Here is a 20,680-nt window from a genome sequence, read left to right as displayed (position 1 = left end):
CCCGCGCCCGGCCACGATCACCCCGCCACGGCCGTGACGACGGCGCCGGGCTGGCGGGAGCGGTACGTCACGGTGCAGGGACGTCGCGTCTTCGTGCGCCTCGGGCCCGAGGTGCCGGGCACGATCCCCCTCGTACACGTGCATGGCTTCGCGGTTTCCGGGACCTATCTGATGCCGACCGCCGAAGCGCTCGCGCACCGGGCCACCAGTCTGGTCCCGGACCTGCCCGGCTACGGCCGCAGCCGAGGCTGGGGACACGTGCTGGGCATCTCGTCGCTGGCCTGGGCGCTGCTCGAGACGCTCGACGCGCTCGGCCTCGCCCGGGCGACCCTGGTCGGCAACTCGATGGGCGCGCCGGTCTGCCTGGAAGTCGCGCACAGCGCCCCCGAGCGGGTGGCCGGCATCGTGCTGGCCTCGCCGGCCGGCGGCGTGCACAACCAGCCGCTGGCCCGGGCCCTCGGCCAGTTGGTGCGCGACGCCTGGCGCGAGAGCCCCCGGATGGTCCGCGTCGTGCTGCCGGACTATCTGCGCTTCGGGCCGCTCAACGCGCTGCAACTGTTCAGCGAGCTGATGCGGTTCCCGTCGCTGGAACGCATTCTGCGCACCCCGGTGCCCACCCTGGCCGTGCTCGGCTCCCGCGATCCGCTGATGCCGCCGCTGTGGCGGGTGCGGGAGGTGGGCCGGCTCGCGCCGCCACGGGTCACGATCGCGGTCATCGAGGGCGCGGCCCACGCGATGAATTTCAGCCATCCCGGCGAGCTCGCCCACATCATCGGCTGCTGGCTCGACGGCCGCGACATCACCGACGACCCTGATCAGCCCGGCATCGCCCAGATCCTGCGCCTCGACGTCGGCGACTGACCCGGCTCGCGGGGCGCGTATCTCACCCCTGGCGGGCGGTGCCCCGATCGCCGTACGGGTCCAGAGTGGCAGCGAATACACCTCGATCGCAGGGACTATCGATGGACGACACCTACCCGTACCAGGCGGCACGCCTCGCCGCCCAGGGCCACACCCTGTTCGCCCGCACGATGGGCTACGTCTCGGCCACCACCGGCCTGTTCGCCCTCGGTGCCTACCTCGGCCGCGACCTGCCCGGCGGCGCGGCCTTCCTCGCCTACCTCGCGTCGTTCGCCGTCCTGATCGCCATGCAGTTCACCGTCCGCCGGTCCCAGCCGGCAACGGTCGCCCTGCTCGGCGCGTTCGGGCTGCTGATGGGCGTCGCGGTCGCGCCGACGCTGGTCTACTACGCCAGCGCCGACCCGCAGGCACTCTGGCAGGCCGGCGCCGCCACCGCACTGTTCGTCGCCGGGTTCGGCGCGGCCGGATTCGCCACCCGCCGTGACCTCACCGCGCTCGCCCGGATCTGCTTCTGGGCGCTGGTGGCCCTGATCGGCTTCGGCATCCTGCTGATCTTCGTGAACATCCCGAACGGTGCGCTGATCTACTCCGTACTCGGGCTGGTGATCTTCGCGGGTTTCATCATGTTCGACTTCCAGCGGCTGCGGCGCTCGTCCGACGTCGCATCGGCACCGCTGCTGGCGGCCTCCATCTTCCTCGACATCCTCAACGTCTTCCTGTTCTTCCTCCGGATCTTCCGGGGCGGCAACCGCTGACCCCGGCCCTGCCGCCGAGGCGAGCGGCCGGTGCGGCGTCCCACGGCGTCAGGACGTCCGGAGGCTCAACCAGATCCCGTAGCCGGCGCAGAGGGCGACCCAGCCGAGCAGGGCGGAGACGAATCCGGCCAGGCGCGGCATCTCCCACCGGCGGGTCAGGTACGCGCAGAGCGGCACCGCCACCAGCAGGCTCGGCGCCAGCACCAGAGCCGTGGTCACGAGCACCGACGGCACGTCGGCCGGCGCCGTCGGGCAGAACATGCCGCCGCACTTCTCCAGGCGGCCGTTGACCTCGGTGTAACCCGGCATGCTGCCGGCCGTCGACGCGTTGACCACCGCGGCAAGGGCGCCCGGCAGGCACCAGACCACCGCGTACCAGACGGCAAGCGCCGTGAAGGCACGCCTGGTCCGGACCGGTTCCATGATCGACAGCGTAGTTCGGGCCCGCCATCGGAGCGCCCGCCGGCTGCGGCGGCGCTACGCGGGCGCCCCGAGCGGCGGTGCGGTGAAGCCGCCGAACTCGCGTTCGAGCAGCTCGGCGAAGCGGATCGGGGTGTGGTCCTCGAACAGCGGGCCGATCAGCTGGACGCCGATGGGCAGCCCCCGCGCCGAACGGGCGACCGGCACGGCAGTCGACGGCAGGCCGGGCGCCGTCGCGATGCCGCCCCACGCCAACTGGTCGAGGTAGTCGTGTTGCGCGCCGTCGATCGGGAGCGTGCGCATCCGCATCGGCTCTCTGTGGTCGTGCGGGAAGGCCGGGGTCGAGGACACCGGCGCGATCACGACGTCGACGTCGGTGAACAGCCCGGCCCACTGGGCCCGCTGCACCGCGCGGACGGTGTCGGCCGCGACCCAGTCACGATGGCTCAGGACCACACCCCGGGCCCGCTCGGCGGACAGCGACGTGTCCGACGGGTCGAGGCCGGCCGCCGCCGTCACGGCCGCCGCGTAGACCTCGGGCGGGAAGCCGGCCGCGAGGCTCGCCTGGAGCAGGCGCATGTAGGAGCGGGCGCCCTCGGCCAGATCGGGCAGGTGCCGGCTCTGCCGCCGCACCGTCACCCCGGCCGCCGCCAGCCGCGTGGCCAGCTCGTCGATCGCGGCGCTCACCTCGGACGAGACCGGGACCAGCGGATGCGCGTCCAGAACCAGGACCCGGAACGCGCCCAGGTCGTCGTGCCGGGCCGGACGCAGCGCGGTCCGGTAGGCCAGACCGAGGCCGGCCTCGTCCGCATCGGCGAGCAAGCGAACCATCATCGCGAGGTCGGCCGCGCTGCGCGCCATCGGCCCGACCACGCCCAGGTCGCCGCCGAGCTCGGGCAGCGGCGGGGTGCCCGGGAACGTGTGCCCGCGCAACGGGAGCAGGCCGATCGAGGGTTTGTGCGCGTACACCCCGCAGAAGTGCGCCGGCACCCGCAGCGAGCCGCCGATGTCCGAACCCATCGACAGGGCGCCGAAACCGGCGGCGAGGGCGGCGGACGAACCGCCGGACGAGCCACCCGGCGTGCGTCCGAGGTCCCACGGGTTGTTCGTGGTGCCGTAGATCGCGTTGTAGGACTGGTAGTCGCCGAGCGCGAGCGGCACGTTCGTCTTGCCGAGGACGACGGCACCGGCCGCTCTGAGCCGGGCGACCACGACCGCGTCGGCGGCCGCCACATTGTCCTTGAACGGCGGGAAACCCCAGGTCGTGGGCAGCCCGGCGATGTCGATCGAGTCCTTGATGGTGATCGGGACGCCGAGCACCGGCCCGGCCTCGCCCCGGGCGCGCGTCGCGTCGGCCTCGCCCGCGGCCGCTAGTGCCCGGTCGAAGTCGGGCACGCAGATCGCGTTGATGTCGCCGTCGAGCCGTTCGATCCGGGCGATCACGGCGGTGGTGAGCTCGACCGCCGAAACCTCACCCTTCTCCATCGCCGCGGCCAGGTCCGCCGCCGTCGAGTACGCGTAGTCGGTCATGCCCACAGCCTGCCCCATCGCGGCCACAGCCGAGCTGAACGAGTCAGCCAGCCGACCCAGGTGTGCGCAGGGTTGCGTGTTCTCATGCTCATCGTGTCGGGGCGACGTTGCCCTACAGTTCCCCGAGCCCGGCGCCCACGGCTGCGGCAATGCGACGTGCCGTGCCGTGTCCGGCAGCGCTTCGCCCGCCACCGGCGGCAACGTCTCGATCGGGGCCAGCAGCTCGGCCGGTCTCCAGCTGTCCCGCCCGGTGATCCTGCCTGAGTCGAGCAGATCGGCGTCGGTGAGCTCGGCGATGGCTGCCGCGGTCACCAGCGCCACCACTGCCGACGAGATGTCACGCCGGGCATCTGCGCTGTAGGAGACCTCACCACCGATGCCTGTCCGGCTCCCGTCGACGTAGCAGTCGTGAATCGGGTCGGCCAGCGCCATAGTGGCCCAATGCCTCCGAGGATCGAGCCAACCTCGATCAGGGGACCAGGCGATGCACCTACCGAACGGCCGAACGGTTGCGCCCAGACCCAGACATGAGGTGACCCCGGTGAAGTACCTGATCCGCGACAGGGACGGCAAATACCCGACCCTGGCAGCGTCAGGTCTGTTCACCCGCGGTCCGGTGACGTGCGCCGATGGCGGCGACCGCGGTCCGCTCAGCGTCAGGCCGGGATCCTCCGGGGGCGGGTGGCCCAGAGCAGGACGTTCATCAGGTCCACGACCGAGTCGGCGCGGGGTGCTTCGATCCTCGGAGGTGCGGCGCCGAAGTCGCTGAGATCGGCCTCGGTGGTGACCATGTTGAGCCGGACCGGGTAGGGCTCGCCGGTCGCGGCGACGATGATGGAGTCGAAACTCCCTCTGATGCCGAAGGTGAAGGCGGGCTGGCCGGCGAACTCTGTCGGTCCGCCCTTGACGACCGTGTCGATGCCGTCCAGGTCAGCGATGACCGCTGCCGGGCGGAACACGGCACCGTAGGAGGGAACCTTGGCCGTGTCGACCCATCGGTCGCCCACGTGCTCGACGATCGCGGCGGCCCCGGCCTTGTCCACGGTCTTGCCGAAGGCCTCGTCCCACCAGGCCGCGTCCGGTCGGATGTAGTACCGGCCGCCGACCGACAGGATCTCGGCCCGGCCCTTCGCCGGGCTGCCTTTGTGCGGTTTCAGTGTGCCGACGAAGTCGGCACCGGCGGTGCGGTATTCGGCGCAGTCCCACGGTCCGTCGATGCGATGGCCGCGGCAGCCGTCGAAACGGAACGAGGTCGCTTCTCGCAGCAGGGTTTGGGCCCGCTTCAGCGTCTGGTCAGGAGCGGCGATGTCGACGCCGTTGCTGGACGGCGCCACCGACACCGGCGCCACGGACGCCGGCGGGGACGAGGGCTCGGCGGGATCCGGCGCCTGGCAGGCGGCCAACAGCAGGCCGGCCGTCAGCGCGGCCGTGCACAAACCCCATGGCCGATTCTTCATCGTTCGGCCCCCCAAGATCGATGTCGGGGACTATAGATGCCGCCGATGACAGGAGTCGATCCGAATCTCGGAGGCTTCGGTGATCGGCTCGGGTAGCGGGACCAGTGGCCGGGCGTTGCCGAGGCCCTGATGTGGGCGGTGTTGCGTAGCACGCGCAGCAGATGCCGCTGGTTGAGATCAAGGTTTGGTCGAGGAGCTCGCGGCGGCAGGTCCGGGCCCAGCTCGTCGTGCGAGCCGACCCGGTCAGCGCGGTGCCCTCAACTGCCGCCGACCGGGCGCCGGCTCCGTGCGTTGACGGCTTCCTGATGGGCTGCTGTCAGTGCGGAAAGATCTGAGGCGTGCGAACGGTGATCGCATCGCGGAACGTCTCGATCCGTGTCGCCACTTGACACATGTCGACGGTTTGTTCGATGCGATCGAGGTAGAGGCATCGGTCGGCCAGCTTGCCCAGATCGACCGTGAAGTAAGCGGCCATCAATGCGTTGACGAACAGCGTGCTGCCGGCGGTCCGGCGGGTGAACTGCACGTCGCCGAAAGCTCCTTGGGTTGCCGCGGCGATCTGGCCCTGCACGATACTGGGCCGTATCGGAGTCGCCCGCTGAGCGTCAGCGACGGCGTCGCGGTACAGCACCGCCTCCCGGCTGGCGCCGGGGATGGATAGTGCGCCCAGATAGCCGCCGTCACGGTCAAGAGCGGCGAGGTTCTCCAGGACCTGGCTGTGGACGACCCCGTGGTAGGCGTCGATGCCGAAGCCGAGGCAGCTCACCAGCTTTATCGGTACGTCCACGCCGGCGACCGCGGCCAGGCTGGTGATGTCCTCCACGGGCGTACCCAGGCCGGTCTCGTCGCCACGCAACAAAATGTCCGGGCCGCCGTCGATCAGCACGATCGCGTCGATGCCGAGTTCGGCGGCCAAGTGCCGATAGGCGGCCCGCAACGGTTGTACGCCGGTCTTGGCGAAGGCATACACCGTCGACGGGAGATCGTGGGCGGCCAGCCAGCGGGCAAGGGTCCTTTCCGGGAAATAGTCATCTGGTCCGTTGGTGTCCGGCGCGACGACGGCCACATCGGGTGCCAGCCATGCGTCCAGGTCCAACATCTCCAGCGGGGTGAACGACAGATTCGCCAGGTGTACCGCAATGCCGCGGTTCCACAGCGTGATGGCCAACGGTAAGGCGCCGTATACGTCGAATCCTCCGCCGGCGCCGGCTAAGAGCACGCTGCGAGTTCCCTCTAGAGCGGCGAACAGCGGCGGTACGTCCAGGGGACTCGAAGTCGTTCCGCCCGACGGGCTGAAGGACGAGGCAGCGAAGGCGTTCACCTAGCCATGATCCTCCAGCGCACAAGTCGTAGTCCGGGTGGTGCCCGACGGTGGCGGTTGGCTACTGGGCGCGGGTGCTACCGGGATCAGCTGGTGAAGGTGTTGGCTCGCGCTCAGCCCAGGGGTCGCCGCGCGCCCGCTCCTGGCCAGGTCGAAGGCTCGCTCAGACCGCCGCGCCGGTGGCATGCCTGCGCAGCCGCTCGGCCAGCGGCGCCAGTTCCTGGTGGCCGAGTGGTTCGGCGAACCTTACGGCTCGGCCGTAACGGTTGACGATCCGGCACAGCACGCGCCGCCGCCCGAAACCGGCGGTGACGTATGGTCCGGTGGCTCCCTGGATCTCGGTCACGTCCGTCCAGCGTGCCACGCGGGCCGCACGGCCCAGCGACGTCGTGACGACGTAACCCTTCTCGTAGAGATAGAAGGCGCGCCGGGTCAGGCTGCCGATCATGCCCGCCGCGAGCCAGACGAGCAGCGCGATCAGCGCCGCGAACAGCGGTACGGTGACCGCCCACACCGGCTTCGAGTTGCCGGCGACGAGTATCACGGTCAGGCCGATCAAGTAGCTGCCCAGCAGCGCCAGCCATAGTCCGTAGGCGAACGCGTAGCCCTTGGCGTTGGGGTGACGCATCCGGACGATCAGCACGCCGAGTTCCGCGCCCTCCGCGCCGGTCTGCACCTTCGCCGGAATTGCCGTCATGTTCTCCCCCGATCCGGCCCCCGATCGGGGACGCAGCACAAAGAGATCACAGTGCACCTGCGAAGCGCCAGACCGATCGTGCGCGTCGGCCGCCTCCGCAAGCACTTGCCTTGTCACCGGCGTGGCCGTCTCGATCCGCCGTAGAGGTGGACTCGGCGGTCGACATCGTGGTCCGGCCGACGTGCGACGAACCCGTCGGTCTTCATCTCGCCGTTCGCGATCAGTATCAGCCAGTCCTCGTAGTACCAGCTGGGATCGCAGGCGCAGGTGGTGGCGGTGAAACGAAAGTTCGCCCGATACCGGCCGAGTTCCCCGGGCTCGAGCGCGAAGAGACGGGCCGGGCCACTCTGCCGCGGATAGGCGGCCCAGCCCGGCAACCGGTCGACGACCAACCTCCCGCTCTCCACCGACAACCACAGGTCGAGGTCCTTGGCTCGATCCAGGCCACCACCGACCACGCCGTCACGACGTGCGTACCGGGTCGCCTCATCCGCGAGCACGTCGTGAATGACCACATCACCGGCCGGCATCGACGGCGGAAGCACCGCGGCGCGGCACAGACCCCGCCGGGCGTTCGCCGCCGGCGCTCCGCGTGCTGCCGCACTCCAGCGCACGCGCACCCGTTGAATACTGATCACGGTTCACCCTGACGCGCCAGGCCACCGGACCGCCAGCTGTTATCCGGATCTACGGCCGAGTAGCGCGGCGGAGCGAGCACTCGCCCAGCGAAGCTAAGTGCTTCAGTTCGTAAGTCCTTCGGGGGTTGACGGTTCGGTGCTGGGATGCGGCCAGTCGGTGATCGGATTGATGAGGACCTCGCAGACGAAGTCGAGGGCGTCTTCGGTGGTGCCGCTGAACCAGTACTGGGCTTCGTAGGTGTTGTTGCTGGCCCGGTAGGTGGCCAGGCTCCAGCGGTGGGCGGAGCCGCTGTAACGCAGTCTCATCACCGGTAGCTGCTGCCCGCCGGTCAACTCGACGCTGACGTAGGCGAAATGGCCGTGGTAGCGCACGTGCACTGCGGCCAGCTGTGGCCATCTCTGCTTGGCCTGTGCCCGCAGCCGCTGGGGCAGGGACGTCTTGGTGGAGGCAGGAATGACCGGCATAGGGTCACATCCTGCCTCTGCGGCGTGTCCTGCCGGGCCGCGGCACGCCCGTCCGGCATTCTCGACCGGCCCTCAAGCGAGATCATCTTCGATGGAAGCTGGCCGGTGCCCGTCCCTCACGCACGCCCGATCACCCTGACTGCCGCGGAACGACGCACGCTCACCGCTCTGGCCTACTCGCACACCGCCGCATATCAGCAGGTCATCCGAGCCCGGATCGTTCGCGATGCGGCCCGCGGACACTCCAATGACGCGATCGCTCGCCGGCACGATCTCTCGGTCGACACGGTACGGCGCTGGCGCGGCCGGTTCGCCGACGAAGGCTTCGCCGGCCTCGCGGACCGGTCCCGCCCGGGACGGCCGCCGCGGCTCACTCCGGTCCAGGTCGCCGAGGTCACGGCCCTGGCCTGCCAGCTTCCGGCCGAAACCGGCATACCCCTGTCAAAATGGAGCTGCCCGGAACTGGCCGGCGAAGCCGTCGACCGCAACATCGTCACAGCGATCTCCGCGTCGACCATCCGGCGGATCCTCGCCCGGGACACGATCAAACCCTGGCAGCATCAGTCCTGGATTTTCATCCGCGACCCGCAGTTCGCCGTCAAAGCGAACCGGGTGCTCGGCCTCTACGCCCGCGAATACGACGGCGTCGCGCTCGGTTCCGACGAGTACGTGATCTCCAGCGACGAGAAGACCAGCATCCAAGCCCGCTGCCGTTGCCACCCCACCCTGGCACCCGGCGTCGCCCGCATCATGCGGGTCAACCACGAGTACCAGCGCAAAGGCGCGCTGGCTTACCTGGCCGCCTACGACGTCCACCAGGCCCAGGTGTTCTCCCACCGCAACGCGAAAACCGGCATCCTGCCGTTCATGACCTTGGCCGAGCAGGTCATGACCCGCGAGCCTTACGCCTCGGCGAAACGGGTGTTCTGGGTCGTCGACAACGGCTCATCGCATCGTGGTCAGGCCGCGTCCGACCGCCTCACGAAACGGTTCCCGAACGCGGTCATGATTCATACCCCGATCCACGCGTCATGGCTGAATCAGGTCGAGATCTACTTCTCGATCATCCAGCGCAAAGTCCTGACCCCCAACGACTTCACCAGCCTTGAACAGGTCGAAAACCGGCTCACCGCCTTCGAGCAGCGCTACAACGCGACTGCCCGGCCCTTCAGATGGAAGTTCACCCCGGTCGACCTCGAGAGCCTGATGGCCCGGATCGAGCGACACAAACAGAAAGAGCAGAACCTCCAGCAACCCGCCGGCTGCGATCACCAGCCTGCCGCACTGGCCCTGGCCGCATAACCCCCGAAGGACTTACGAACTCAAGCACTAAGGACCGCCGGGGCCGGCGTGGCCGATGAGTTCTTCCGCGCTCGGATGATCGCCCTCCGAGGCCCGGGTGGCGGCAGTAGCGTGATCTTGTGACGGGACTGCGAGCGCCGATCGTGGCCGGGCTGGTCGTGGCGGTCGGTGTGGGGTTCGGGGCGGCGTGGGCCTGGCGGGATCACACGGCCGCGCCTCGGCGGATCAAGGGCACGGTGACCTGGTCGAACGAGGACGCTCAGCGGCTCGTCTTCGAGGCCGGCAAGAGCGCGGACAGCGGGGAGTATCAGACGGCGATCACCGAATGGGTGGACGCGAAGCAGGTCCGTACGGTCGGTCACTGGCCGAGCTGTCTGGCGCCGAAGAAGGGTTCGCTGGTCCGCACCGATCGGCGCCCCGCCGAGATCGACGTGATCTCCGCCGAGTTGTCCGGAGCCACCTACCGCGTCGTGGTCGCCATCCACTGTCTGTGAGCAGCTGACCTACGCCGAAGCCGCCCCGGACCCGCCTGCGGAAATACTGTTGGCGTCCGCCGCGGCCCGGACGAATTCCAGCACCCGCGCGGTCGTGTTGGCCGGCAGCCACACCGGGCCGCGCTCGATCGGCGGCGCGTCGCGGATCGGCAGGTAGGCGATGTCCGGCCGCGGATGGTAGGCCCGGGTCAGCTCGCCGACCGGCAGCACGCCCCGGCCCAGCGCGACCAGCGACAGCATCTCGGTGAACGTGCGCCCGGCCGGCCCGCGCGGCACGGGCCGCCCGGACGGGGTGCGGTCGGGCGTGCGGTCGCGCTTGAACTCGGCCGAGGTCATCTCCGGGTATTGGATCACCGGCCGCTCGGCGAGCACCTCCAGCGACACCGACTCGCGGCCCGCCAGGGCGTCGGTGGCGGCCACCGCCAGCATGCGCCGCTCCACCATCAGCGCCGGGCCGCAGGACATGCCGTCGAACGGGTACGCGGCGATCAGCACGTCGATCGAGCCGTCGAGCAGGCTGGCCCGCGAGTTGTAGAGCTGCACCTCGTGCACCTCGACGTCGCAGTCCGGGTAGCGCGTGGTGAACAGGGCGACCGCTTTCGACAGCACCGGCGCGACGTACTCGCCGAGGAACGCCACCCGCAGCCGGCCGGTCACCCCGCGCCCGGCGCTGACCGCGCGCAGCACGGCCGCGTCCATCTGCTCGACCAGCGGCGCCAACTCGTCGGCCAGCTGCCGGCCGATCGCGGTGATCCGGACCTGCCGGCTGGTGCGCTCGAACAGCGGGGCGCCGATGCGCCGCTCCAGCTTCTTGATGACGTGGCTGATCCGGCCGGTGGTCACCCGCAGCCGCTCGGCGGTACGCCCGAAGTGCAGCTCGGTGGCGAGCGTCAGGAACGTCTCGACCTCGTGCCGCTCCAGCACGCCGCCCCCCTTCGTTGACTCACGGTCAACGATCGTATGCCGATGGTGTCTTGGTCGGCGCGGCCGATCCGGGAATCGTCAACGGCATGAGCATCGTGCGGATCACCGAGTTCGACCATCTCGTCCTCAACGTCGAGGACATCGAGCGTTCCCTGTCGTTCTACTGCGGGGTGCTGGGCCTGGCCCCGGTCCGGGTCGAGCAGTGGCGGGACGGCAAGGCCGGCTTCCCGTCCGTGCGGGTCACCCCGGACACCGTCATCGACCTGGTCCGGCGCGAGCGGGCCGGCTCCAACGTCGACCACATCTGCCTGGTCGTCGCGCCGCTGGACTGGGCGCAGGTGATCGCCTCCGGGGTGTTCACCGTGCTGGAGGGGCCGGTCGGGCGGTACGGCGCCCGCGGCGACGCCATCTCGATCTACGTTCAGGATCCCGACGGCAACACCGTCGAGCTGCGCTGGTACCCCGAGGATGCCGGCTGATCGTCGAGCGCAACCGTCGGCATGGCGCGGGAGAGTGCGGATTCGGCGTCCGGGACGCCCAGTTCGACGTACGTCGCAATCGCTTGTTGCCGTTGAATTTCCGCCTCGCCGGGGTGACCGAGCGCGCTCAGGCACCGGCTGATCCCGTGGTGAGCGTGCGCCCGGGCCACCCGGTAGTCGACATTCGTCGTGAGTTCCAAGGTCTGCCGGAAATGCGTGCGCGCGACCTCGAATTCATGCAGATCGCTGTGGATCGCGCCCAGCACATTGTGGGTCTCGGCCAGATCCACCGGGTCGGGAATGTCGTCGAGAATGGCCAGCGCCGCGTGCGCGGGTTTCAGTGCCGCGCGCGGATCGCCGGACCGCCGGACCGCCTCGGCGAGCCGGTGCAGATAGTCGGCCTCGAAGCGCCGGTCCTCACCCTGGCGGGCCAGCTCCAGGCTCTGGCGAAGCAGCCCGATCGCGCTGTCGTGGTCGCCCAGCTGGCTGTGGGCGGTGCCGCGGCGGCTGAGCACCGCGCTCGCCTGTCGCAGGTTCGCGAACCCGTCGAGAGGCAGCGCGGCCCGATCCGCGGCCTCGATCGCCTCCCGGTCGCGGCCGAGCCGGCTCAGCGCGTCCATGAGCACGGTCAGGGCCACCGCTTCCCGCCACACCTCGCCCCGCTCACGGTTGAGCTCCATGCTGCGGGTGGCGTACGTGACGGCATCGGTGAACGGCCCGATGTGGTTGCTCAGATCGGCCTTGTGGATCAGCGAGCGGTTGACGCTGTCGTGATCGCCGGAGAGCGCGGCCTGGGCGGTGCCCTGATCGAGGAAGTCGAGTGCGATCCGGTACCGGCCCAGCACCTTGTGCATCAGGCCGACGTCCAGCAGGCAGGCGGACCGCACCGCGGACGGGGTGCCGGGCCCGCACGCGGCCAGCGCGATCGTGAAGACCTCCAGGCTCGCCGCGAGCTGACCGTTCTCGTACAGCAGCGAGCCCACGTTGCGGGCGAGCTGCCAGCCCTCGCCGCCGGCCCGGTGCTGCGCGGCGAGCCGGGCGAGCGCCGGGAGGTTGGCGTGTTCGGCGTCGACCCACGACCGGACCTCGGACGTCCTGGACAACCGCGGGACGGCGCCGGGCAGGTACCGCGGGCTCGCGCCGAGGCGCGGCCGGCTGGGGTTGTCCAGCTCGATGGCCAGGTAGGTGACGTGCAGGTAGTAGTCCAGCAGGCGGTCGTATGCGGCCGACCGACGCGAAACCGGCTCATCGGCTTCGACACTGGCCCGGGCGAAGTCGCGCACCAGGTCGTGCAGCCGGTACCGGCCGGGCAGATGCGCAATCAGCAGGTGTATGTCGCACAGGGCGTCGAGCAGGTGCTCGGCCTCGTCCGCGGGCAGGCCGGCCAGCGCCGCCGCGGCGAAGACGTCGATGTCGGCGCCCGGATGCAGGCCGAGCAGACGGAACATGCGCTGCTCAGCCTCGACAAGATGCTGATATGACAGCGCGAAGGCGGCGGTGACGCCCCAGTCCTCCGCCTGCAGCAGCTTCGCCCGGCCACGGTCATCGGTCAGCCGCTCGACCAGATCAAAAACCTTCCATTGCGGACGTACGCGTAGCCGGGCGGCAGCGATGCTGATCGCGAGTGGCAAATGGCCGCAGAGCTGGACCGCCTTGACGACCGCCAGTGGTTCGGCCGCGCACCGGTCCGGCCCGGCGACCGCACGGAACAGGGCGACGGCGTCGTCCGGAGGCAGCGTGTCCACCGACAGCACCTCCGCGCTGGTCAGTCCGGCCAACCGGCGCCGGCTGGTGATCATGACGGCGCAGCTGGCCGAACCCGGCAGCAGCGGCATGACCTGGGCGGAATTCAGCGCGTTGTCGAGGACCACCAGGACCCGCCGGTCGGCGAGCTCGGCCCGCCACATCGCGGCCTTCTCGTCCAGGCTCTGCGGGATGCGGGCGTCGGAAACCCCGACGGCGCGCAACAGTACGTCGAGGGCCTCGCCGGCGGTCAACGGATCGCGGCCGGCGGTGTGCCCGTGCAGGTCCACGAACAGCCGGCCGTCACCGAAGCGCCCGGCGAGCCGGTGTGCCGCATGCACCGCCATGGCGGTCTTGCCGACCCCGGACATGCCGTCGATGGCCTGGATCACGGTCACGCCGCCACCGTCCGCGAGGGACATCAGCCGGTCCAGTTCGGCCCGGCGGCCGGTGAAGTGCCCGACGTCCCGGGGCAGATAGTTGCGCGGCGGCACGGCCTGGTAGTTCAGCGCCGGGTCGGCGGCCAGGATCCGCCGGTACCGGTCCTGCAGCTCGGGGCCGGGATCCACCCCCAGGTCCTCGGCTATCGTGTGGCGAATCCGCTGGTAGCACACCAGCGACTCGGCCACCCGGCCGGTGCGGTACAGCGCCAGCATCAGCAGGCCGGCCAGTGGCTCGCACAGCGGATACCGATCGGGTTCGGCGCTCAGCTGTTCGGCGACGGCGGCGTGCGAACCCAGCTCGAGAGAGATCTCGGCCCACGCGATCACTGCCGACAGCCGTCTGGCCTCGAGCTTGCCCGCGGCTGCCGAGACGGTTCGACCCCCGACGCCGGCAAGAGCGGGCCCGCGCCAGATCGCCAGCCCGGCCCGCAACGTCTCGGCGGCGTGCATCAGATCGTGGCGGGTCCGGGCCGCATGCGCCTGAGTCAGGCAGTGCTCGAATCGCCCGGCGTCCACCTGCTCGGCCGGGACTCGCAACACGTACCCGGGGCCGGCCGCCGACAGCGCTTGACCCACCGGCGTACGCCGCAGCGCGGAGACCGCGTTCTGGATCTGCTTGCGGGCCGTGGCCGGTGGCTCGCCGTCCCACACCGCATCGACCAGCTCATTCAGCGAGACCACCCGGCCGGCGTTGAGCACCAGAGTGGCGACGATACGCCGCTGCTTCGTCCCGCCGAGCGCTGTCCGGCTGTCGTGGTCGCGGACTTCGAGCGGCCCGAGGATCCCGAACTCCATGCCGCTCCCCCACCCGGATCAACCTCCCGGCCAGTCTACGAGGAGCACCGAGGACAAAACGATGACGGCATCGGCCACGATGGACACACGCGAGCGAATGTCACGCCGGAGGCATGACCTGCCACGCGCACGGAGCCGAATCATCGGGGGCCCATTTCGCCGGCGAGCGCCGGCCATGTGGGTCGGCGTCCGGAGCACCGTGCCCAGGTCGCGCGACCGGCGTGAATTGGCGGGGCCGGGCTCGACACGGCGAGCGGCCGGCCGGTTGCGGCCAGCCGCGCCGCGCGGCGGTCACCAGCAGCTTGCCTGCGCCCGGCGCAGCAGTTCCGGGTCGTGGGCGTTGACCAGGGCCAGGGCCGGATCGGCCGCGGACCACAGCTCGGCCAGGCGTTCGTGGTTGGCGCGAACCATCGGCCGGTCATGGGCCAGCAGCCGCTCCATCGTGGTCATCGTGCGTGGCGCCCGGCCGCTGCCGTCGACCTGGCCGCGGTGGTAGAACGCGTCACCGGCGTGCAGGATCCAGCGGTCACCGGCGTCGACCGCGACGGCGGCGTGTCCCCTGGTGTGACCGGGTAGAGCGACCAGCACCACACCGGGCAGCACCTCGACGGCGGCCGGGAAGCCACGCCAGCGCTCACCCGCCGAAGGGCGGTGCTCGACCAGGTTCGGGCCGTGCTCGCGCTGCGCCGGCAGATATCGGCTGCGCTCGTTGAACGTGCCGGGGTGCCGGGCCGCGGAGGACTCCGCCGCGGTCAGGTGTACCCGAGCCCCGGGAAAGTCGGCGAGCCCGCCGGTGTGGTCGGCGTCGAAGTGGGTCAGCACGATGTCGCGGACGTCGGTCGCGGCATACCCGAGCCGCTGCACCTGACGGATCGCCGTCTGCCCGGGGTCGAGGGCGGGCCGGATGAAGAAGCGGGCTGGGCCGATCCGGCGACCGGGCCGGGCCACGTCGTGCAGGCCGAACCCGGAGTCGACCAGGGTGAGACCACCGCCGGTCTCGATCAGCAGGACGTGGCAGACCAGCCCCTCCGGGGTGGCCGGCGGACGCATGCTGCCGCAGTTGAGGTGATGGACCTTCATGCCCGCGCCGCCAGGTCGTGCCGCGCCATGATGGCGTCGATGAGCAGGTCGAGGCCGTAGTCGAACTCGGCCCGGTGGTCGATGACCGACAGGTACGGCGCGGCCTCGGCCACGTGGGGCAGCCCCGCGGCGGTCAGCTCGCCGAGGCGTTCCGCCGTGCCGCCGGCGGTGGGCGCGGCGTCGAGTTCGCGCAGCAGGGTGCCGATCAGGTAGGCCAGCACCGCCCGCAGCGTGGGCACCGCCCGCTCCGGCGGCAGCCCGGCGGCGTGCAGGACGGCGAGCACCCGCTCGACCGGGGCAAGCGCGGCGAACGAGCCGAGCTGCCGGGTCAGCACGAGCGGAGCGCAGCGCGGATAACGGATGGCCGCGGCCCGGAACGACCCGGCCAGCGCATGGACATCAGCCCGGAAACGGCCGGTGGCCGCCGGCAGCTCCATCTCGGCCAGGACGAACTCGGTGATCGCGTCGAGCAGCGCCTCACGGCCGTCGACGTGCCGGTAGAGGCTCATCGGGTCGGCGCCGAGCCGCCGGGCCAGGCCGCGCCAGGTGACCGCGTCGAGCCCGCTCTCCTCGGCCATCGCCATCGCCTCGGCGACGATGCGCGGCCGGTTGAGGGTCTCGGTGCCGACCGGCGGCCGGCCGCGGCGAGATGGCGATGGTGAAGGCATGGACAAAACCTACACCGCAGTTTTACCGTTCGGAAACAGATTCCTACGGAGTAGGTTTATGGAGGTCCGCTCATGGCCGTCCACGACATGCCGACCATCGGCACCCGCATCGACACCCTCGACGGGCTCGCCGCCGTCACCGGCGGCTTCGGCCCCAAGCTCACCTGGGCCCGGCAGCGCGCGGCGGCCTTCCGGCCCGAGTTCGCCTCCACCGGCGTCCCGGACAGCATCACCACCTGCGACCTGGTCACGCTGCCCTACCCGACGCGGATGGGCCTGTTCCGGGCCAGCCGCGCGCTCGCCCCGTTCCTGGCCATCACCAACCGGATGCTGGTGATCCGCTGGGCGGGAAAGATCCTGCTGTTCGAGCCCAGCGACGTCGAATCGGGCCGCAACACCCCGTACTTCGCCGCCCTGGCCGCCAAGTTTCCCGCCGCACTGCGGTCGATCGCCGTTCGCGAGCACGGCGACGTCCCCGGTCACCTGCGACGGCTCGGGATCGCACCGGAGCAGGTCGACTACCTGATGTTCGACCACCTGCACACCCAGGACCTGCGCCGCTGGATCGGCACCACCCGCGCCGGCGACCCACCCGCGCTGTTTCCCAACGCCCGGGTGATCGTGCAGCGCGACGAACTGACCGCCATGGCCGACCTGCATCCGCTGCAGCGGCCCTGGTACCAACCGGAGGCGTTCACCGACCTCGACCCGGAGAAGTTGCTGCCGATCGAGGGCTCCGTGCTGCTCGGCCCGGGCGTGGCCGCCGTGTCGACCCCCGGGCACGTGCTCGGCAACCAGAGCCTGCTGCTCAACACCGCGACCGGCATCTGGGCCAGCAGCGAGAACGTGATCGCCGCCGAATGCCTCACCCCCGAGCACTCCCGGCTGCCGGGTCTCGCCGCCTGGTCGCGTACCTGGGGACAGGAATTGATCCTCAACGCCAACACCCTGGAGACCGCCGCCGAGCAGTACAACTCGCTGATCCTCGAGAAGTCGCTGGTGGACGTCTCCCAGCGGGATCCGCGATTCCTGCAGTTCCTGCCGTCCAGCGAGCTCACCGCGCAATGGACGAATCCGGGCACCCGCCCCACCTTCACGCACGGCCGGATCTGAGGAGACCCCCACCATGCCGTACGCCATGCCACCCGAGCACGTCCTGCAGGCGCGCGAAAAGCTCGTCCTCGACCACTTCCACGACGAGGTCAGCCAGGAGTGGGACGACGTGCTGTCGACCTTCCCGCACCCGCACTACGAGCTGATCGCCTCGATGACCGTGCACGACGGCGACGGTGAGGTGCGCGGCTACTACCACGACACCCGCGTCGCGTTCCCCGACCAGAACCACGAGATCATCGCGCTGCGGCACAGCCACGACGCCGTGATCGTCGAGTTCTGGCTGCTCGGCACGCACCTCGGCCGGCTCGGCGGGATCCCGGCCACCGGCAGCCGGCACCGCACCCGGATGACCGCGTACTTCATCTTCGACGAGAACGAGAACCTGGTCACCGAACGCATCTACTTCGACCAGCTCACCGTCGTACGGCAATTGCTCGCCGGTTTGAACAAGCGCAACCCGCGCGACCTGATCACGCTGCTGCGGGCCGTGCGTGGCCTGCTCACCGCGGCCGGCGCCGAACCCGACCCCCGGCTGCTCACGGCCACGAAGGACAACAAATGACCATGCGTACGCTCATCGGCGGCCTCGGACCCGACTGGGTCCTGCGTGCCGACGCCGATCTGCCGGCCATGCGCCTGGGCGCCGTCCGGGTCCGGGTGGTGGCTGCCGCCCTCAACCGCGCCGACCTGTACATGCTCGAGGGCACCTACCACCCGAACATGAAGACCGGCGACGTCTATCCGGCCGGCATGGAGTTCGCCGGCGTCGTCGAGACCTCCAGCCCGCTCGCCCCGCATCTTCCCGTCGGCACCCGGGTGATGGGCGTGACCATGGGGGCTTTCGCCGACTACGCCCTCTGCGATCCACGGACGCTGCTGCCCGTACCCGAAGGGTTGTCCCTGACCGACGCCGCAGCCCTGCCCGTCGGCCTGGCCACCGAGCACGACGCCCTGGTCACCCTGGCCGGATTCACCCCCGGTGACACCGTGCTCGTCATCGGCGGCACCACCGGCATCGGCCTGCTCGCCATCCAACTCGCCAAGGCCCTCGGCGCCGCCACCGTGATCGCCACGACCACCAGCGCGAACCGGCGGCACCTGCTCGCCGAAGCCGGCGCCGACCACATCGTCGACACCCGCACCGAGGATCTGACCAAGTCCGTGCTGGAGGCGACCGGCGGCCGGGGCGCCGACATCACCCTCGACCACGTCGGTGGCACGCTGTTCGCGTCACTGCCCGGCGCCACCCGCGTCGGCGGCACCATCGTCAACATCGGCCGCCTGGCCGGACCGGCCACCGAACTGAACCTGGACGAGGTGTCCTACCGGAGGCAGCGGTTGATCGGGACCACCTTCAGCGTACGTACGCCGGAGGAACTCGGCGCCGTCTGCGCCGCACTGCTTGCCGAGGTGATCCCGGCGGTCGCCGCCGGGAAGATCACCGCCCGCGTCGACCAGATCTTCTCCCCGGAACAGGCCGCGTCCGCCGCCGAGCGGCTGCGCGCCAACACGGCCGCCGGGAAGATCGTGCTGTCCTTCGCCGGCACCGCCCCGGAACCCGCCCGGGAGCCCGTCGCGAACTTCTTCGGCGGCATTGCGCAGCTCGGCTACGTCGTCCACGATGTCGAGGCGTCCATGCGCGGCTTCCTCGCCTGCGGCATCGGACCCTGGTTCTACCTGCGCGACGTCGCCCCGGAGAACTTCACCTACGACGGCGAGCCGTCCGGCATGCGCATGCACGTCGCCGTGGCCAACAGCGGCGACCTGCAGATCGAGATCATCTCCCCGGCCGATGACGAACCCTCCATGTACCGCGACTTCCTCGCCGCCGGGCACGAAGGCCTGCAGCACATCGCCTACTGGTCGGAGAACTACCAGGACCTCTACGACCGGGCCCTGGCCGCCGGCTTCACCGTCGGGCAGCAGGGGCAGCTCGGCGGGCCCACCGGCAGGTTCGCCTACCTTCGCACCGAACATCACCCCGGCACCGTCGTCGAGATCTCCGACCTGGGTGGCAGCAAGGCCAAACTCTTCGAGTACGTACGAATGGCCGCGCGACACTGGGACGGCACCAACCCCATCCAGGTGATCGACCCGGCCATGCTCGGCTGATCGGCGTCCGCGCCGGACGCCACCGTCGTCGGGCCGCGCCGGCCCCCGGGGACGCACGCCGGTCACCGGGTCAGGCGGCCCGACCTCAGTGGGATCGTGCGGGCCGTGGACGGCTTCCCCGTCATCGCGAAGCGCACAAAGCCGGAGCCGTGCCGGTCAGCTCGGCTCGGCCGGCGGATCGAAGTAGCTGACCTCCTCGCGGACGATCGCGCCGCCGGCAACGGTGTACAGCGACAGCTTCGTCGCCTCCGTGCGCCGCCCGGTCGGGCGGTGGGTCTGGTCGAAGGTGAACCGGACGGCGAAGCGATCGCCGCCGACGAACGGACCCTCCGCGGTCACGGCGTGGATCTCCAGGTCAGCGGTCAGCCGCTCGGCGTTGGCCATGATGTCGGGCAGGCCGCGCACCTCCGTGCGCTCGCCGCCGGTCTCGGCGGGCGCGACGCGGACCAGGCCCGGGTCGATCAGCGTCAGCGCGCGGTCCATCCGCCCGACGCGGTACGCCTGGACGTAGCGCCGGGCGATCTCCTCGACCGGCAGCGGACGGAAGTCGGCGGCGTGGTCGCGGGCCCACGACGCGAACGGCCGGGCCGGCGAGCCGGTCAACTGTCGTACCGTGTCGGTCACCGGCTCCGGCGTGGTGACCAGCGAGGCCCAGTAGGCCAGGGCAGCATCGGCGAAGCCGGGCTCCGCCCAGCTCAGCATCTGCGCCCTGGCCTCGTCGTGCCCAGCCTCTTCCGCCGACACCGGCAGACCGGCCGCCGCCCCGAGCAGCCGTACCTGCTCGACCTGCGTGACCGCGGCCGGCCCGGTGAGGGTGTAGGCCCGCCCGGCGTGGCCGGGCGATGTCATCGCCAGGACCGCGACGTCGGCGATGTCCCGCTCGTCGATGAGCGAGCGGGCCGCACCCAGGTACGGGATCCGGACCGGACGCCCGGCCCGGATCGCCGGCGCCCACTGCAGGGTGTTGGTCGCGAAGCCGCTCGCCCGCAGGAACGTCCAGTCGGCGCCGCTGCGCCGGATCGCGTCCTCGACCTGGCCCCACACGCCGTTGGCCTCGGGCGCGGCGTCGTCGCGCACGCTCATCGCCGACACGTAGACGACCCGCCGGCCCGACCCGCCGAGCACGGCCGCGACCTCGTCGATGCCGTCGGCCGTCATGAAGGGCCACACCAGCAGTACGGCGTCGATGTCGCGGACCGCCGTGCGAAGCGCGTCGAGGTCCCGCACGTCCGCGCTCACCCGGTCGACGCCCTCGGGCAGCTCGCTCACGTCCCGGGCCAGCCCGCGCACCGCCAGACCTCGGTCGCGCAACGTCCGCACCACGTGCCGGCCGATGTTGCCGGTCGCCCCGATCACCAGGGTCTGCTTGATGTCTGTCAT

21 protein-coding genes are annotated in these 20,680 nt (G+C 70.7%); 9 read left to right on the top strand and 12 right to left on the bottom strand.

The genetic code is table 11. The features are described 5' to 3' along the window. Positions 1-33: 33 nt before the first annotated feature. Together L3i22_RS18580 and L3i22_RS18575 are read left to right on the top strand one after the other, a co-directional pair. A complete protein-coding gene (locus L3i22_RS18580; RefSeq protein WP_221328216.1) occupies positions 34-861 on the top strand; it encodes an alpha/beta fold hydrolase in 828 nt (275 codons plus the stop codon). Positions 862-962: 101 nt separating this feature from the next. Next, complete coding sequence (locus L3i22_RS18575; protein WP_221328215.1) at positions 963-1,616, top strand: Bax inhibitor-1 family protein; 654 nt, start codon at positions 963-965, stop codon at positions 1,614-1,616. A gap of 48 nt (positions 1,617-1,664) precedes the next feature. Here the strand turns inward: L3i22_RS18575 and L3i22_RS18570 are convergent, their stop codons facing one another. Then, a complete protein-coding gene (locus L3i22_RS18570; RefSeq protein ID WP_221328214.1) occupies positions 1,665-2,039 on the bottom strand; it encodes a hypothetical protein in 375 nt (124 codons plus the stop codon). 54 nt (positions 2,040-2,093) lie between these two features. Next, complete coding sequence (locus L3i22_RS18565) at positions 2,094-3,566, bottom strand: amidase (RefSeq protein WP_221328213.1); 1,473 nt, start codon at positions 3,564-3,566, stop codon at positions 2,094-2,096. 166 nt (positions 3,567-3,732) lie between these two features. Here L3i22_RS18565 and L3i22_RS18560 point away from each other — a divergent pair, with 166 nt between their 5' ends. Further along, a complete protein-coding gene (locus L3i22_RS18560; RefSeq protein WP_221328212.1) occupies positions 3,733-3,927 on the top strand; it encodes a hypothetical protein in 195 nt (64 codons plus the stop codon). A gap of 295 nt (positions 3,928-4,222) precedes the next feature. Here L3i22_RS18560 and L3i22_RS18555 read toward each other — a convergent pair whose 3' ends face one another. The 5 genes from L3i22_RS18555 to L3i22_RS18535 form a co-directional block, all read right to left on the bottom strand. Further along, positions 4,223-5,023, bottom strand: a complete 801-nt coding sequence (locus L3i22_RS18555; protein ID WP_221328211.1) for a hypothetical protein — start codon at positions 5,021-5,023, stop codon at positions 4,223-4,225. A 316-nt stretch (positions 5,024-5,339) separates the two neighbouring features. Further along, positions 5,340-6,344, bottom strand: a complete 1,005-nt coding sequence (locus tag L3i22_RS18550) for a DUF1152 domain-containing protein (protein ID WP_255658376.1) — start codon at positions 6,342-6,344, stop codon at positions 5,340-5,342. Positions 6,345-6,507: 163 nt separating this feature from the next. Beyond that, positions 6,508-7,041, bottom strand: a complete 534-nt coding sequence (locus L3i22_RS18545; RefSeq protein ID WP_221328210.1) for a hypothetical protein — start codon at positions 7,039-7,041, stop codon at positions 6,508-6,510. A 113-nt stretch (positions 7,042-7,154) separates the two neighbouring features. Next, positions 7,155-7,679, bottom strand: coding sequence for a hypothetical protein (locus tag L3i22_RS18540; protein WP_255658375.1), 525 nt, complete (start codon positions 7,677-7,679; stop codon positions 7,155-7,157). 102 nt (positions 7,680-7,781) lie between these two features. Continuing rightward, the gene (locus tag L3i22_RS18535) at positions 7,782-8,144 is read right to left on the bottom strand and encodes a hypothetical protein (RefSeq protein WP_221328142.1); all 363 of its coding nucleotides are present in this window, start codon (positions 8,142-8,144) and stop codon (positions 7,782-7,784) included. Between the two features lie 24 nt (positions 8,145-8,168). On the opposite strand from L3i22_RS18535, the gene L3i22_RS18530 reads away from it, so the two are divergent. Continuing rightward, on the top strand, positions 8,169-9,446 hold the full coding sequence (locus L3i22_RS18530) for an IS630 family transposase (protein ID WP_221328143.1): 1,278 nt from the start codon (positions 8,169-8,171) through the stop codon (positions 9,444-9,446). A gap of 119 nt (positions 9,447-9,565) precedes the next feature. After that, positions 9,566-9,940: a hypothetical protein gene (locus L3i22_RS18525; RefSeq protein WP_221328209.1), complete on the top strand. Its 375-nt coding sequence runs from the start codon at positions 9,566-9,568 to the stop codon at positions 9,938-9,940. Between the two features lie 9 nt (positions 9,941-9,949). Here the strand turns inward: L3i22_RS18525 and L3i22_RS18520 are convergent, their stop codons facing one another. Then, a complete protein-coding gene (locus tag L3i22_RS18520) occupies positions 9,950-10,864 on the bottom strand; it encodes a LysR family transcriptional regulator (RefSeq protein WP_221328208.1) in 915 nt (304 codons plus the stop codon). An 86-nt stretch (positions 10,865-10,950) separates the two neighbouring features. Here L3i22_RS18520 and L3i22_RS18515 point away from each other — a divergent pair, with 86 nt between their 5' ends. Next, positions 10,951-11,343 carry a VOC family protein gene (locus tag L3i22_RS18515; protein ID WP_221328207.1) on the top strand — a complete coding sequence of 131 codons (393 nt, stop codon included), beginning with the start codon at positions 10,951-10,953 and terminating at the stop codon, positions 11,341-11,343. Here the strand turns inward: L3i22_RS18515 and L3i22_RS18510 are convergent. The 3 genes from L3i22_RS18510 to L3i22_RS18500 form a co-directional block, all read right to left on the bottom strand. Beyond that, a complete protein-coding gene (locus L3i22_RS18510; RefSeq protein ID WP_221328206.1) occupies positions 11,286-14,324 on the bottom strand; it encodes an AfsR/SARP family transcriptional regulator in 3,039 nt (1,012 codons plus the stop codon). The genes L3i22_RS18515 and L3i22_RS18510 overlap by 58 nt on opposite strands. A gap of 291 nt (positions 14,325-14,615) precedes the next feature. Then, the gene (locus tag L3i22_RS18505; RefSeq protein ID WP_221328205.1) at positions 14,616-15,404 is read right to left on the bottom strand and encodes an MBL fold metallo-hydrolase; all 789 of its coding nucleotides are present in this window, start codon (positions 15,402-15,404) and stop codon (positions 14,616-14,618) included. After that, entirely contained in the window at positions 15,401-16,072 is a 672-nt protein-coding gene (locus L3i22_RS18500) for a TetR/AcrR family transcriptional regulator C-terminal domain-containing protein (protein WP_221328204.1), read from the bottom strand. The genes L3i22_RS18505 and L3i22_RS18500 overlap by 4 nt, the downstream gene beginning before the upstream one ends. A gap of 72 nt (positions 16,073-16,144) precedes the next feature. Between L3i22_RS18500 and L3i22_RS18495 the strand changes: the two genes are divergently transcribed. From L3i22_RS18495 to L3i22_RS18485, 3 genes are read left to right on the top strand one after another with little or no spacing between them, the layout of a single operon-like run. Further along, entirely contained in the window at positions 16,145-17,185 is a 1,041-nt protein-coding gene (locus L3i22_RS18495) for a hypothetical protein (protein WP_221328203.1), read from the top strand. Between the two features lie 13 nt (positions 17,186-17,198). After that, positions 17,199-17,750, top strand: a complete 552-nt coding sequence (locus L3i22_RS18490) for an ester cyclase (protein ID WP_221328202.1) — start codon at positions 17,199-17,201, stop codon at positions 17,748-17,750. Then, complete coding sequence (locus L3i22_RS18485) at positions 17,747-19,300, top strand: zinc-binding dehydrogenase (RefSeq protein WP_221328201.1); 1,554 nt, start codon at positions 17,747-17,749, stop codon at positions 19,298-19,300. Before L3i22_RS18490 ends, L3i22_RS18485 begins: the two co-directional genes overlap by 4 nt. 156 nt (positions 19,301-19,456) lie before the next feature. On the opposite strand, the gene L3i22_RS18480 is transcribed toward L3i22_RS18485, so the two are convergent. Beyond that, on the bottom strand, positions 19,457-20,680 hold the full coding sequence (locus L3i22_RS18480) for an NAD(P)H-binding protein (protein WP_221328200.1): 1,224 nt from the start codon (positions 20,678-20,680) through the stop codon (positions 19,457-19,459).

Origin of the sequence: Actinoplanes sp. L3-i22, from assembly GCF_019704555.1 — a bacterium.
Classification (GTDB): Bacteria; Actinomycetota; Actinomycetes; order Mycobacteriales; family Micromonosporaceae; genus Actinoplanes.
The sequence above is the reverse complement of the archived record's forward strand: the minus strand, read 5'-3'. Positions and strand labels throughout refer to the sequence as shown.